General features: G+C 73.3%; 14 protein-coding genes. 7 read left to right on the top strand and 7 right to left on the bottom strand.

Features of this window, described 5'->3' with window-relative positions; all coding sequences use genetic code 11:
- The 3 genes from G3573_RS07190 to G3573_RS07180 all read left to right on the top strand — a co-directional run.
- On the top strand, nucleotides 1–627 hold a 627-nt coding region (locus G3573_RS07190; protein WP_163260402.1), incomplete at its 5' end, for a PIG-L family deacetylase.
- Nucleotides 624–1,673 (top strand): glycosyltransferase, encoded by a 1,050-nt coding sequence (locus G3573_RS07185; protein WP_163260401.1) that lies wholly within the window; start codon nucleotides 624–626, stop codon nucleotides 1,671–1,673. The genes G3573_RS07190 and G3573_RS07185, both read left to right, overlap by 4 nt.
- Nucleotides 1,663–2,502 carry a hypothetical protein gene (locus G3573_RS07180; protein ID WP_163260400.1) on the top strand — a complete coding sequence of 280 codons (840 nt, stop codon included), beginning with the start codon at nucleotides 1,663–1,665 and terminating at the stop codon, nucleotides 2,500–2,502. The genes G3573_RS07185 and G3573_RS07180 overlap by 11 nt, the downstream gene beginning before the upstream one ends.
- Here the strand turns inward: G3573_RS07180 and G3573_RS22535 are convergent.
- The 7 genes from G3573_RS22535 to G3573_RS07145 all read right to left on the bottom strand — a co-directional run bounded on the left by G3573_RS22535 (nucleotide 2,459) and on the right by G3573_RS07145 (nucleotide 9,246).
- A complete protein-coding gene (locus G3573_RS22535; RefSeq protein WP_163260399.1) occupies nucleotides 2,459–3,445 on the bottom strand; it encodes a GNAT family N-acetyltransferase in 987 nt (328 codons plus the stop codon). The two genes, G3573_RS07180 and G3573_RS22535, sit on opposite strands and share 44 nt — an antisense overlap.
- 1 nt (nucleotide 3,446) lies before the next feature.
- Nucleotides 3,447–3,632 carry a hypothetical protein gene (locus G3573_RS07170; protein WP_187450642.1) on the bottom strand — a complete coding sequence of 62 codons (186 nt, stop codon included), beginning with the start codon at nucleotides 3,630–3,632 and terminating at the stop codon, nucleotides 3,447–3,449.
- A gap of 74 nt (nucleotides 3,633–3,706) precedes the next feature.
- A complete protein-coding gene (locus G3573_RS07165; RefSeq protein WP_163260398.1) occupies nucleotides 3,707–4,816 on the bottom strand; it encodes a glycosyltransferase in 1,110 nt (369 codons plus the stop codon).
- On the bottom strand, nucleotides 4,813–5,910 hold the full coding sequence (locus G3573_RS07160; protein ID WP_163260397.1) for a glycosyltransferase: 1,098 nt from the start codon (nucleotides 5,908–5,910) through the stop codon (nucleotides 4,813–4,815). Before G3573_RS07160 ends, G3573_RS07165 begins: the two co-directional genes overlap by 4 nt.
- Complete coding sequence (locus tag G3573_RS07155; protein WP_163260396.1) at nucleotides 5,911–7,023, bottom strand: glycosyltransferase; 1,113 nt, start codon at nucleotides 7,021–7,023, stop codon at nucleotides 5,911–5,913.
- A complete protein-coding gene (locus G3573_RS07150; protein ID WP_346427353.1) occupies nucleotides 7,020–8,123 on the bottom strand; it encodes a glycosyltransferase family 4 protein in 1,104 nt (367 codons plus the stop codon). Before G3573_RS07150 ends, G3573_RS07155 begins: the two co-directional genes overlap by 4 nt.
- Nucleotides 8,124–8,172: 49 nt before the next feature.
- Nucleotides 8,173–9,246, bottom strand: coding sequence for an SDR family NAD(P)-dependent oxidoreductase (locus tag G3573_RS07145; protein ID WP_163260395.1), 1,074 nt, complete (start codon nucleotides 9,244–9,246; stop codon nucleotides 8,173–8,175).
- A 283-nt stretch (nucleotides 9,247–9,529) separates the two neighbouring features.
- Here G3573_RS07145 and G3573_RS07140 point away from each other — a divergent pair, with 283 nt between their 5' ends.
- The 4 genes from G3573_RS07140 to G3573_RS07125 are packed head-to-tail and all read left to right on the top strand — an operon-like array spanning nucleotide 9,530 to nucleotide 12,895.
- Complete coding sequence (locus G3573_RS07140; protein WP_163260394.1) at nucleotides 9,530–10,633, top strand: inositol-3-phosphate synthase; 1,104 nt, start codon at nucleotides 9,530–9,532, stop codon at nucleotides 10,631–10,633.
- Complete coding sequence (locus G3573_RS07135) at nucleotides 10,630–11,223, top strand: histidine phosphatase family protein (RefSeq protein WP_163260393.1); 594 nt, start codon at nucleotides 10,630–10,632, stop codon at nucleotides 11,221–11,223. The genes G3573_RS07140 and G3573_RS07135 overlap by 4 nt, the downstream gene beginning before the upstream one ends.
- Nucleotides 11,220–11,984: a TIGR04290 family methyltransferase gene (locus G3573_RS07130; protein WP_163260392.1), complete on the top strand. Its 765-nt coding sequence runs from the start codon at nucleotides 11,220–11,222 to the stop codon at nucleotides 11,982–11,984. The genes G3573_RS07135 and G3573_RS07130 overlap by 4 nt, the downstream gene beginning before the upstream one ends.
- The gene (locus G3573_RS07125) at nucleotides 11,981–12,895 is read left to right on the top strand and encodes a beta-xylosidase (protein WP_163260391.1); all 915 of its coding nucleotides are present in this window, start codon (nucleotides 11,981–11,983) and stop codon (nucleotides 12,893–12,895) included. The genes G3573_RS07130 and G3573_RS07125 overlap by 4 nt, the downstream gene beginning before the upstream one ends.

Below are 12,895 nucleotides of genomic sequence, written 5' to 3'. Positions count from 1 at the left end.
GCGCGCGCAGGCTTCGACGGCCCCGCCGCCTACGCCGAGGCGCGCCGGCGCGAACTGGACGCCGCCCTCGAGGCCGCGTGGGCGAGCCCGCGGCGGCGGGCCTACGACGTGTCCGACCAGACCGCGGCGATGCATCTGCCCGATCTCGCCCGCCGCCTGGCGGACGACCTCGCCGACCGCGAGGCGGTGTTCACCCACCCTTACGAAGGCGGCCACCCCGACCACGACGCCGCCGCCTTCGCGGTCGCCGCCGCCGTGCGCCTCCTGGCCCGGGCCGGCCAGCCGGCTCCGGCGCGCTACGAGTTCGCCTCCTACCACCGCGCTCCGCAGGGCCGGGTCGCCGGCGTCTTCCACGCCAGCCCCGGTCACCCGGAGACGCTCGCCGCGCTCTCGCCCGACGACCGGCGGCGCAAGACCCGCGCGCTAGCGGCCTTCCGCACGCAAGGCGACGTAGGCGCCTGGTTTCCCGAAGGCGTGGAGCGCTGGCGCCCCGCGCCCGACTACGACTTCACCCGCGCGCCGCCGCCGGGCGGCTGCCTCTACGACGAGTTCGGCTGGGCCATGACGGGCGAGGTCTGGCGGGACCACGCGCGCGCGGCCCTGGCCGAGCTGGAGCTCGCGCCATGACCGGTCCCACCGTGCTCAGCGTCGCCTATCCCTTCGCCCCGGTCGGGCCCGACCCGGTCGGCGGGGCCGAGCAGATCCTCACCCGGCTGGACCGGGCGGTGGTCGAGGCCGGCGGCCGTTCGGTGGTCATGGCGGTCGAGGGCTCGCAGCCGGCCGGCGAGCTGATCGCGCTGCCGCGCGTGGATGGCGAGGTCGACGGCGCGGCCCGGCGCACCGTTCACGAGCGGCTGCGCGCGCTCCTGGCCAAGGCCGTCGCCGAGGTCCGCCCCGACGTCGTTCACCTGCACGGCATCGACTTCGACGCCTACCTGCCGGACGCCGGTCCGCCGGTGGTGGCGACCCTGCACCTGCCGCTGGACTGGTATGCGCCCGGCGCGCTGCGACCCGTACGCCCGAACACCTGGCTGGTGCCGGTCTCGCGCCGCCAGGCCGGCGACGCGGCGGTCGACACCCGGCTGCTGCCGCCGATCGAGAACGGGGTCGAGGTCGAGAGCTTCGCGCCGGACCGCAAGCGCGGCTACGCCTTCGCGCTGGGGCGGATCTGCCCGGAGAAGGGCTTCCACCTGGCGCTCGACGCCGCCAAGGCCGCCGGGCGGCCGATGGTGCTGGCCGGCGAGGTGTTTCCCTACGCCGCCCACCGCGCCTACTTCGAGCAGGAGATCGCGCCCAGGCTGGACCGCGCCCGCCGCTGGGCCGGGCCGGTGGCGGGCGCCCACAAGCGTCATTTGCTGGCGGCCGCGCGCTGCCTGCTGGTGCCCAGCCTGTGCGAGGAGACCTCGTCCCTGGTCGCGCGCGAGGCCCTGGCCGCCGGCACGCCTGTGATCGCCTTCGCCCGCGGGGCCCTGCCGGAAGTGGTCGAGCACGGGCGCACCGGCTTTCTGGTGAAGGACGTCCACGACATGGCCCAGGCCCTGAACCGGGTCGACGACCTGGATCCGGACGACTGCCGCGACACCGCCCGCGCGCGCTTCTCGGCCCGGGCCATGACCGACGCCTACCTGGCCCTCTATCGCCGCCTGGCCGCGGAGGCGGTTCGTGCGCTCTAGGCTTGGCGTGCGCTGGACCATCGGCGACGTCAGCCCGGCCGGCTTCGAGGCCCTGCAGATCTCCATCGCCAGCGCCGTGCGCCTGTTCGGGCGCGAGGCGGCCTACGCGGTGGTGGTCAACGGCATGAGCCCGTCCGAGGCGGCCGCGCGCACCGGCGACGTGCCGGACGGGGTCGACTGGCTGGCCGCGCCGAAGGTCCCGCCCGACGTGCTCGCGCCCTATCTCGGGGCCGGCATGGCCGAGGGCACGGCCTGGAAGTTCGCGCCGCTCAGCGTCTTCCCCGACCTGCACGAGCTGGCCCTCGACAACGACGTCATCCTCTGGGAGGCGCCCGAGGCGGTGCGCCGCTGGCTCGAGGACGGCGACCCGCACGCCCGTGTCGTCGCCGCCGACGTGAAGCCCGCCCACGGCCGTTTCGCCGACCTGTGCGGGCCGGAGCCGCGCAACTCCGGCATCCGCGGCACGCCGCCGGGCTTCGACCTGGGCGAGGCGCTGGCCCGCGTGCTGGCGATGAAGCCCGAGGCGCTCGACTCCGAGCTGGACGAGCAGGGCCTGCAGGTCGCCGCCCTGTCGCTGGACCGGGCGCCCCTGGTGGTGACCACCGAAGAGGTCAGCATCTGCTCGCCCTTCCATCCGCATCAGCCGCAGCCCGGCCGCTGCGGCGCGCACTTCGTGGGGCTGAACGCGCGCGACCTGCCCTGGTGCTGGTACGACCGGCCGGCCACCGAGGTGCGGCTGGAGCACTGGCGCCACCTGCTGCCCGAAATGCGCCGGCGCGCCGGCCTCAGCGACGGCCGAGGCGTCGGCGGAACTGCGGCTGGTCGATAGCCCCCCACGCGTACTTGTACGCCTCGCGCCCCCGCAGGAACTCGAAGGACGTGCAGCCCTCGCGCACCGCCTGCTCGATCGCGTGGCGCATGATCAGGGCGCCGGGGCTGGCCTCGGCGAACTCGGGATCGAAACCGCCGATGTAGGCGTAGGCCCGGCCGCGGACCTGGAAGCCGTAGAACGCCGCCGCCGGCCGGCCGTCGATCTCCAGCAGGTGGAGGCGCAGCCACCCTTCGGCCAGGAAGGCGCGCGCGACCGCCCGGTGGAAGTCCTGGACCTGCGGATCGGTGAAGCCCGCCTCGCTCTCGCCGGCCCAGCGGGCCGCGTGCAGGCGCAACAGGGTGTCGAAGGCCTCTGGCAGCGTCGCTTCGGCGGCGGTGCTGACCGTGACCTCGCCCAGGCGCTCGGCCCGGTGTCGGGCGGTGGACAGGTTTCCGCGCAGCCGCTTGGACAGGCCGGCGATCAGCGCTTCGACGGTGTCCGGCAGGGCAAGGCCGGGCGAAGGCTCCTCGGCCTCGACCGCGTCGCGCCAGCTGGCGAGGGCGGCCGCTTCAAGCAGAGACGAGCCCGGCGGCAGGTCGCGAAAGTCGCAGGCGTCCCAAAGGTCCGAGCGCCGGGCCAGGTGTCCGAACACCGTCTCGCCGCAGGCCCCCGGCGCGTCCAGCCGGTCGCTGACGCCGTTGCCGAGCAGGGTCGCCTGCCGGATCCCGGACTTAGGGTCCGCATAGATGAAGAAGGGCGCGACCCCGTCCAGGCGGCCGTCGTCTCCGCGCAGGGCCAGCACCCACAGGCCGGACGTCCCGAAGCGCTCGGTCCAGGGCAGCAGCCAGGCCGGCGACTGGAACGGGCCGGCGTCGGGCAGGCGTTCCCACAGCGCGCGCCATTCGGGCTCGAGCGCCGTCAGGCCCTCCAGCGTGCGGATCTCCTCGACCTGGAGGCCCACCTCAGCCGCCGCCGATCCCCTCGATCACGATGCCGGTGCCCTCGCAGGTCGGGCAGGGATCGCCGAGCGGCAATCGGCCGGTGCCGCGGCAGGCGCGGCAGAGGTCCTCGCCGGTGCCGGGCGTGCCCTCCGGGGCCGCATCCCCCGGGCTGAGGTGCTGGTGTTCGTTGTTGTTCTGGATGCCCATCGCGTTTCTCTCCGGCGCGTCAACTGGCGCCGGAGAGCGGGGTTCGAGCGGGTCCGTGCGGGAATTTACGGACGTCAGGCCAGTTTCAGAACCTGGGCCGCGGCCGCCCGCGGCTGGGCCACGGCCGCCCGCAACTCGACCTCCAGGGTGTGGGCGCGATGGACGGCGGTGTGGGCGTCGAGGATGCGCTTGCGGCCGCGCGCGCCGACCCGCTGGCGCACGTCCTCGGTCGACAGCAGGGTGTCCAGCACGTCGTCGGCGGTCTGCGCCGTGAAGATGTCCTCACCCGGGGTGAACAGGTCGTCCAGCCCTTCCCAGGTGTCGGAGATGATCGGCGTGCCGCAGGCGGCGGCCTCGAACAGGCGCACGCTGGGGCTCCAGCCGGCCCGGGCCATGTCGCGGCGGGTCAGGTTCAGGGTGTAGCGGCTGGCCGCATAGAAGGCCGGGTGGTCGGCCGGCGGCACGTGGCGGATCAGCTGCACGTTGTCGGGCCAGTCCAGGTCCGGCGGATACTGCGGGCCGGCGACCACGCAGCGCAGCGCCGGCGCGCGCCGGGCCGGCTCGACCAGCAGCGCCTCGACCAGCGGCTGGCGGTCGGCGCTGTAGGTGCCGATGTAGCTGAGGTCCCAGCGGGCCGGGGCGGCGGTCGGACGATAGATCTCCTCGTCGGCCGAGCAGTAGAGCGCGCGCGCCGCCGGCGAACCGTAGCGACGCTCCAGCCGCTCCAGGGTGGGCCCGCCGGTGAAGGAGAAGTAGCGCCGATAGCCCGGGATCAGGTCCGGCGTCAGGTACTCGGCCTCGCCGCGCTCCAGCTTGGCCAGGGTGACCGGCGTGTCGATGTCGTAGAAGCAGGGCGCGCCCTTGGCCGTGCGCTGCACCCAGCGCCCGACCGCCGCGCCGTCCGGCACGTAGGAGCCGACGATCACCGCGTCGGCGTTAGCCACCCGCTCGCGCCAGGCCTCCAGCTCGCTCAGGTCCGAATAGAAGGCCAACTCGCCCCAGTCCGGGGCTTCCAGGTCGCGATGGGCGGCGTACCAGGGCGCCTCGCGCTCTAGGAACAGCACCTCATGCCCGCGGGCGGCGAAGGCCTTCAGCAGGGCCCGCCAGGTTGTGGCGTGGCCGTTGCCCCAGGAGGAGGACAGGCTCAGGCCGAAGACGACGATGTCGAGGGGGGCTCCGGTCACGCGTGGACGCTCCGTTCTCGTCTGGCCTCGTGGGCGTATTTCAGGAGAGCGTCGGCCTCGGCCGCGCGCTTGGCGTAGGTGTGCTCGGTCAGGATCCGCCGCCGCGCCGCCCGGCCGACCGCGCGGGCGCGCAGAGGGGTGAGCTCGCGCAGGTGCTCGATCACGTCGGCGCCGTCGCGGGCGATCAGCACCTCGCGGTCCGGCGTCAGGAAGTGCTCCAGCCCCTCCCACGCGTCGGTGATCAGGCAGGCGCCGGCGCCCGACGCCTCGAACACGCGCGTGGCTGGCGACCAGCCGACCTCGGCCATGCTGTCGCGCGCCACGTTCAGCACCGCCAGGGACGAGGCGTTGAAGGCGTTGTGGTCGGCGGTGCCCAGGTGGCCCAGGCGGGTGACGTTGTCGGGCACCACCTTGTCCTCCCAGCCGGCCCCGGCCAGCAGGAAGCGGCGCTCGGGCGACAGGGCGGCGGCGGCCAGGAAGAAGGCCTCCACCCGCGCCTCGCGGTCGGGCAGGCGGTTGGCCAGGAAGTTCAGGTCCGCGGCGAAGCGCGGGTCCGGCGCCACCGGCCGGTGCTCCGAAGGGGTCAGGGCGTTGTAGATCGGCCGGCACAGCCGCGCGCCCAGCTCCTCGTAGCCCTTCACCACCGGCGGGCCGCCGCCATAGGTCAGCACCAAGTCGAGGTCGCCCAGCCGGCGACGCAGCGGGTGGTTCGGGTCGGCCCGCATCTCGGCCAGGGTGGCCGGGGCGTCGACGTCCCAGAAGATCCGCACCGCGTCCGGGCGAGCCGACGCCAGGATCTGGTCCAGCAGCTCCTCGTCGAACACGCCCACGCCGCTGGCCTTGATCACCACGTCGGCCTCGGCCGCCTCGGCGGTGACCGCGCGCACGCCCTCGCGGGTGGCGGGATAGACCACCACCTCGGCCCAGGGCGGCGGGTCGATGTCGCGATGCGCCTGTCGGTCGAAGGCGTCGGGTTCGTAGAAGGTGGCGCTCCAGCCGCGGGCGGCCAGTTCGGACAGCAGGCCGCGGTAATAGGTGGCCGCGCCGTTCCAGTACGCGGACAACAGGCTCGATCCGTAGAAGGCGAGCTTCATTCAGGCGGGCTCCTCGACGGGCGGGGTCGACGCGGTCAGGCGCTCGGTGATGGCCATCAGCTCGTCGACGCGGTGGACGCAGGTGTGGCGGGCTCGGACGGTCTCCAGCCCGCGCGCGGCCAGGTCGGCCCGCAGGTCGGGATCGTCGCGCAGGCTGCGCAGCGCGTCGGCGGCCTCGGCCCCGTCGCGCACGCGCAGGTAGTCGTCCGGGCGGAACAGCGCCTCGCTGTCCTCCCAGGGGGCGCTGACCAGCGGCACGCCGCAGGCCAGGGCCTCGAACACGCGGATGGTCGGAATGCCGGGCAAGGTCTCGGCGTAGAAGCGGCGCGGCACGTGCACCGTGGCCAGGCTGCGGGCGAACACCTCCGGCGCGCGGGCGTTGGGCAACCATCCCCGCCAGGCGACGCCGTAATTCGAGAGCGTCGCCTGCGCCTCGTCCGGATAGCGCACTCCGTAGACCTCCAGCGGCAGGCCGGCCGCCTTGGCCGGAGCGAACAGGTAAGCTTCGAGCTCGGCCGTTCGTTCCCCGTCGCCCCAATTTCCGATCCAGACGAGACCGGCGCGCTCGCCCGCGCGTTCCGGCGGGCGGAACAGGGCGGTGTCGGCCGCCTCGTGCCAGGTGAAGGCGCGGCCGTCCCAGCCGTTGCGGCGGTAGACCTCGGCCAGGCTTTCACCGAAGGCCAGCACCCCGTCGTAGCCGGCGAGGTCGAACATGCCGATCGCCTCCGGGTCGCTGACGGCGCGGTGGTGAGTGTCGTGGAACAGCAGGGTGAAGCGCCCGCCGCGCCGCTTCACCTGGCCGACCGCGGCGACCAGGGCGGGGTCGTTCCACTCGTGCACGATCACCAGGTCGGCGCCGTCGCAGGCCTCCTCCGGATCGAACACCGGCCCGTAGATGATCGAGGTCAGCTCCGGATAGGCGGCGCGATAGGCCTCCAGCCCGGCCTCGCCGTGGTCGGCCAGCAGGTTGGCCCGGCTCCAGGCGCCTTTCGGCTCGTAGGCCTCGACCTGATGGCCGCGGCGGATCAACTCGCGCAGCACGCCGCGCAGGAAGTGGGCGTTGCCGTGGTTCCAGCAGGAGGCCAGCGAGTGAGTGAAATAGACGACCTTCACGCCGCCGCCCTCCCGGCCGCCAGGACCTGTCGATAGACCTCCAGCACGCCCGCGCTCATCGCCTCGACCGTGTAGTCGGCGGCGCGGGCCTGCGCGGCGGCCCCGAGCGAGGTCGCCAGTTCCGGATCGTCCAGCACCGCCTGCAGCGCGTCGGCCAGCGCGCAGGCGTCGCCGGGCGGAACGAACCGGGCGGCGTCGTCCCACAGCTCGCGGTGGGTGGGGATGTCGGACAACACCAGCGCGCAGGCCGCCTGCGCGGCCTCCAGCACGCCCAGGCCGAACGGCTCGTACAGCGCGGCCGAGGCGAACACCGGTGCGCCCGCCAGCCAGCCGGCCAACTCGTCCGGATCCAGCCGGCCCAGGGTGCGCAGCCGCGCCAGCCGCACCTCGCCGCCGCTCGGCCCCTGCAACGGCCCGGCCGCGAACACCGGGGCGGGGGTGAGGGCGGCGGCGGCGTTCAGCACGGCGGCGCCCTTGGCGTCGTCCCACAGACGACCCGAGGCCATGACGAAGCGGTGGTCGGCCTTGGCGGGCGTCCGCGGGGAGGCGAGCCGGCCGTTGCGGACCACGCTCGGCGCCGGCACTGCGTAGGCTCGGGCGGTGGCCTCGGCGAAGGCGTTGCTGGGGGCGACCAGCGCGGCGCAGGCGCGATAGCCGGCGCCCTGCGCAGCGACGCGCCAGGCGAAATCGACCGGCGGCGGGCCGTGGCGCACCGCGTCCCACCAGGTGGCCAGGCACGAGTGGCAGGCGCCGACCACCGGCGCCGTGAACTCGGCCTCGGCGGCCAGGGCCGGGCTGTTCAGGTGGACCAGATCCGCCCCCCGCTCGCGGGCCAGGGCCGCGAGAGCCCGTCCCGCCTCGCGCAGCTCGGCGGGCGTGGCGGCGGTCCAGTCCAGCGGCAGGCCGGTGTCCAGCACGACCAGGCCCGGCACGGCGCGCGCGGCGCTGGCCTGGTCCTCGGTGGGCGAGGGGCCCAGCACGGCCAACGTGGTGGTCGCGCCAGCTTCGCCCAGCGCGCGGGCCAGGTCGAGCGCGTAGGTCCAGACCCCGCCGACGGCGTCGGCGGTCATCAGCACGCGGTTGGGTGCGGGAGTGTTCACGCCGCCTCCGCGGGACTGGAGATACTGACGCGCGGGGGGCGGCGCTGGCTCATCGGGCGGCGCCTCCGACCGCCAGCGGCAGGTCGGCGTCGTCCGGCTCCCTTTGTCGGAGCCAGCCGGCCAGCCCGGCCAGGCCCTCGCGCCACGGGGTCGGCTCGGGCAGGCCCAGCGCCAGTCGCGCGGCGCTGGGGTCGCTGACGAACCAGCGCTGGTCGCCGGGACGCCAGTCCAGGAACTCGACCTCCACGGGGCGTCCCAGCAGGGCTTCGACATGGTCGATCACCTGGCGCAGGCTGACGGCGTTGGCCGGCCCGCCGCCCAGGTTGAAGGCGCGGCCCTTCACCCGGTCGATCCGCCGCCAGGCGGAGACCCAGGCGTCGACCGCGTCGGAGACGTCCAGCACGTCGCGGACCTGTCGGCCGTCGCCGAAGATGCGGATCGGCCGGCCGGCCAGGGCCTGCTTGAGGAAGTGCGCGACCCAGCCCTGTTCCTCGGCGCCCATCTGGCGCGGGCCGTAGATGCAGCTCATGCGCAGCACGCAGGCCGGCAGGTCGTAGCTGCGGGCGTAGTCCAGCACGTACTGGTCGGCCGCGCCCTTGGAACAGCCGTAGGGCGTGTGGAAGTCCAGGGGCCGGTCTTCGCCGACGCCGCGCTCGCGCAGGCGCGGATCCAGCGGCGCGTAGCCGTCCGGCCGCGCCTCCAGCACCAGGTCGGCCAGGTCGCCGTAGACCTTGTTGGTGCTGGCGAACATCACCGGCGTTCGCCCGCCGTGGCGGCGCACCGCCTCCAGCAGCCCGACCGTTCCGGCCAGGTTGACGTCGAAATCGGTCTGCGGGTCTTCGAGGCTGGTGGTCACCGCCACCTGGGCGGCGAAGTGGAAGATCGCGCCGGCCTGGGCCACGGCCTGCTCGACCGCGCCGGCGTCGCGCAGGTCGCCGACGCGCACGCGCACGCGGTTCGGATGCTTCGCCTGCAGGTCGGCCAGGTTCTGCTCCACACCCGGGCGGGCCAGGTTGTCGAACACCAGCACCTCATGGCCCTCGCGGGCCAGCCGGTCGGTCAGGTTCGATCCGATGAAGCCCGCGCCGCCGGTGACCAACACCGGCCGAGTGAGGCGATCCATGCAAGTCCTCCCGACCCGCCCGCGGCGGTACGCGGGCTGCTGTTTGCACTGGCCGTCGCTCTGCGGCGGCGGTCCGGAGGGGCGAACGCGAGCATCTTCTATAAAGTTCCTCTCGGCTTTGCTTTGTCAGGTTTCGAATTCTGCGTATTGATGCTCTGCGGCGAAGGTTAGTGAGCGTGTTCGTCACGGTTTTCGGAACAAAACTTTAGCGAAGCTCCTTTTGCGTCCATCTACAATCCTCGGCGCGGTCGCTCCGGTGACGGCGCCGCTTGGGGAGCGTGCAGTGGGCCGTCGTAAACTCCGGGTCGGGATCGTCGGCGTGGGTAACTGCGCCTCGTCCTTCGTGCAGGGACTGTCGTATTACGCGCACGCCGATGCGGACGCGCCGCCGCCGGGCCTGATGAACGTCGAGCTGGGCGGCTATCGCATCGCGGACGTGGAGGTGGCGGTCGGCTTCGACGTCAGCGCCGCCAAGGTCGGGCGCGACGTCGCCGAGGCGGTCTTCGCCGAGCCCAACAACACGCTGAAATTCGCTACGCCCGCTGCGCTGGGCGCGCGGGTCGAGCGGGGGCCGACCCTGGACGGCCTGGGCCGCTATCTGTCCGGCGAGATCGAGGAGGCGGACGCGCCGCCCGTCGACGTGGCCGAGACCCTGCGCGCCAACGGCGTCGACGTGCTGGTCTCCTACCTGCCGGTCGGCTCGCAGCAGGCCACCGAGTTCTACGCCGAGCAGGCGCTGGAGGCGGGCTGCGCCTTCGTCAACTGCATCCCGGTGTTCATCGCCTCCGACCCGGCCTGGGCGCGGCGTTTCACCCAGCGCGGCCTGCCGGTGGTCGGCGACGACGTGAAGAGCCAGGTGGGCGCCACCATCGTCCACCGCCTGCTGGTCAATCTGCTGCGCGAGCGGGGCGTGCGGCTGGACCGCACCTACCAGCTGAACTTCGGCGGCAACTCCGACTTCCTGAACATGCTGGAGCGCGAGCGGCTGGAGTCGAAGAAGCTCTCCAAGACCCAGGCCGTCACCAGCCAGATGGACGCGCCGCTGGCCGCCGGCGACATCCACGTGGGGCCTAGCGACTTCGTGCCCTGGCTGCAGGACCGCAAGTGGGCGCACGTGCGGCTTGAGGGCACCACCTTCGGCGGCGCGCCGATCAACCTGGAGCTCAAACTGGAGGTCTGGGACAGCCCCAACTCCGCCGGCGTGGTCATTGACGCGGTGCGCTGCGCCAAGCTCGCCCTGGACCGCAAGGTCGCCGGCCCGCTGATCGGCCCGTCCAGCTGGTACATGAAGTCCCCGCCGCAGCAGTTCACCGACGTGGAGGCGCACGAGCGCACGCTCAGCTTCATCGCCGGCGTCGAGCAGGCGGCGGCGCGGCTGGCCTCGTGACCGCGACCGTGCTGCTGGTGCGGCACGCCTCCCACGACCGGCTGGGCCGGGTGCTGTGCGGGCGCATGGCCGGCGTGATCCTCAGCGACCAGGGGCGGCGCGAGGCGCAGGCCCTGGGCCGCCGGCTGGCCGACCGGGAGCTGGCCGCCGTCTATTCCAGCCCGCTGGAGCGCACCCGCGAGACCGCCGAAGCCCTGGCCGCCCCGCACGGCCTCACCCCCGAACTGGATCCCGACCTCAACGAGGTCGACGTCGGCGACTGGGCCGGGCGCGCCTTCGACGACCTGGCCGGGCCCGAATGGGATCGGTGGAACCAGGCCAGGTCCGGAGCCCGCGCGCCCGGCGGCGAGGCCATGACGGAGGTACAGGCCCGCGTCGCGCGCGCGCTGGCGCGGCTGCGCGACCGTCACCCCGGCCAGACCGTCGCGGTGGTCAGCCACGGCGACGTCATCAAGGCGGCGGTGGCCACGGCGCTGCAGTTGTCGCTGGACGGCCTGCAGCGCTTCGACATCGCTCCGGCCTCGGTGAGCACGCTCGTGGTCGGCGACTGGGGGATGAAGGTTCACGACCTGAACGGGGTCTGCGCATGAGACGGTACACCCCCGAGGAGGTGCGCGCGCGCCTGGCCGATCTGGGCGAGTGGTTCCACAACATCGAGCTGGAAGGCGTGCCGACCGCGCCCGACCACTTCCTGCACGACTATCCGAACGTGAAGTGGCGCACCTTCGCCCACGCCGTGCCGGCCGACCTGACCGGCCAGACCGTGCTCGACATCGGCTGCAACGGCGGCTTCTACGCCATCGAGATGAAGCGCCGCGGGGCCGAGCGGGTGGTCGGCCTGGACACTGACGAGCGCTACCTGGCCCAGGCCCGCTTCGCCGCCGAGGTCACCGGCCAGGACATCGAGTTCCGCAACCTGTCGGTCTACGACGTGGCCAAACTGGGCGAGCGCTTCGACCTCGTCCTGTTCCTGGGCGTGCTCTATCACCTGCGCCATCCCCTGCTGGCCCTGGACCTGATCCACGACCACGCGGCCGGCGACCTGATGATCCTGCAGTCCATGCAGCGCGGCGCGAGCGAGACCGCGGCCGTGCGGTCCGACTACGACTTCTGGGAGAAGGCCCAGTTCGACGCGCCGGGCTGGCCCAGGCTGCACTTCATCGAGCACGCCTACGCCGGCGACTGGACCAACTGGTGGGCGCCGAACGCGGCGTGCACCGAGGCCATGCTGCGCAGCACGGGCTTCGAGGTGCTCGAGCACCCGGAAGCCGAAGTCTTCGTCTGCCGCCGTACGGAGCGTCCGACGCCCGACGGCGCCGTCTATCCCGCCCGGGGGGAGGCGCGCGCGTGATCGAGGCCGCCAAGATCTGGAACGAGCCGAACAACAAGTCCCACTGGGACCCGGAGATCGACCCGGACTGGTCGCGCTTCGCCCAGATGGCCCGCCTGGCCGGCCAGGCGATCCGGGCCGAGAACCCGCGCGTCACCCGCGTGCTGGGCGGCCTGTCGCCGATCGATCCCGGCTATCTGCAACTGCTGGACGGCTACGGCGTGTTGGACGAGGTCGACGCGGTCGGCGTGCACGGCTTCCCGCTGGACTGGAACCTGTGGTCGATCCACGACTGGCCGCAAAAGCTGGACGAGATCCGCGCCGTCACCGACAAGCCGGTCTGGGTGACCGAGGCCGGCGTCTCGTCCTTCGGCGCCGAGGAGGTGCAGGTCTGGGGCGTCAAGCGCACCGCCGAGCTGCTCATCGGGCGCGCCCCGCGGGTCCACTGGTACAGCCTCTACGACCTGCCCAGAGCCTGGGAGGCCACCACCCGCCACAAGGAGGCGGAGGGCTCCTCCTATTACCGCCACTTCCACATGGGCCTGCTGCGTGAGGACGGCGCGCCGAAGGCGGCGCTGGAGGCCTATGCGCCGTATGCGGCCGAGATGGGCCTGTGCCAGTGGTTCCACTTCGAGGACCACCGTCTGGACGAGGCCGTGGCCTGGCTGAAGCGGCTGGGGGTGAAGCACTTGCGCACCGGCCTGTCCTGGGCCGACAGCCTGCGCCCGGACGCGCTCGCCTGGTTCGACCGGCAGATGGAGGCGCTGTCCGACTTCGCCGTGACCGTCACCTTCTGCTTCACGCCGGAGGAGTGTGGGATCGCGCCCCACCACACCAGCCCCCCGCGCGCGCCGGAGGAGTTCGCCGAGTTCTGCGCCGCCATGGTCCGCCGCTACGGCTCCGCCGGAGGCGCCCTGACCGCCGCGGAGTGA

This window comes from Caulobacter sp. 17J65-9 (assembly GCF_010975005.1).
Lineage (GTDB): Bacteria > Pseudomonadota > Alphaproteobacteria > Caulobacterales > Caulobacteraceae > 17J80-11.
This window is presented reverse-complemented; position numbering and strand designations above follow the sequence as displayed.

Coding starts and splice junctions, on each gene's coding strand:
- G3573_RS07185 (WP_163260401.1), top strand. CDS start 624: ATGACCGGTCCCACCGTGCTCAGCGTCGCCTATCCCTTCGCCCCGGTC.
- G3573_RS07170 (WP_187450642.1), bottom strand. CDS start 3,632: ATGGGCATCCAGAACAACAACGAACACCAGCACCTCAGCCCGGGGGAT.
- G3573_RS07160 (WP_163260397.1), bottom strand. CDS start 5,910: ATGAAGCTCGCCTTCTACGGATCGAGCCTGTTGTCCGCGTACTGGAAC.
- G3573_RS07145 (WP_163260395.1), bottom strand. CDS start 9,246: ATGGATCGCCTCACTCGGCCGGTGTTGGTCACCGGCGGCGCGGGCTTC.
- G3573_RS07130 (WP_163260392.1), top strand. CDS start 11,220: ATGAGACGGTACACCCCCGAGGAGGTGCGCGCGCGCCTGGCCGATCTG.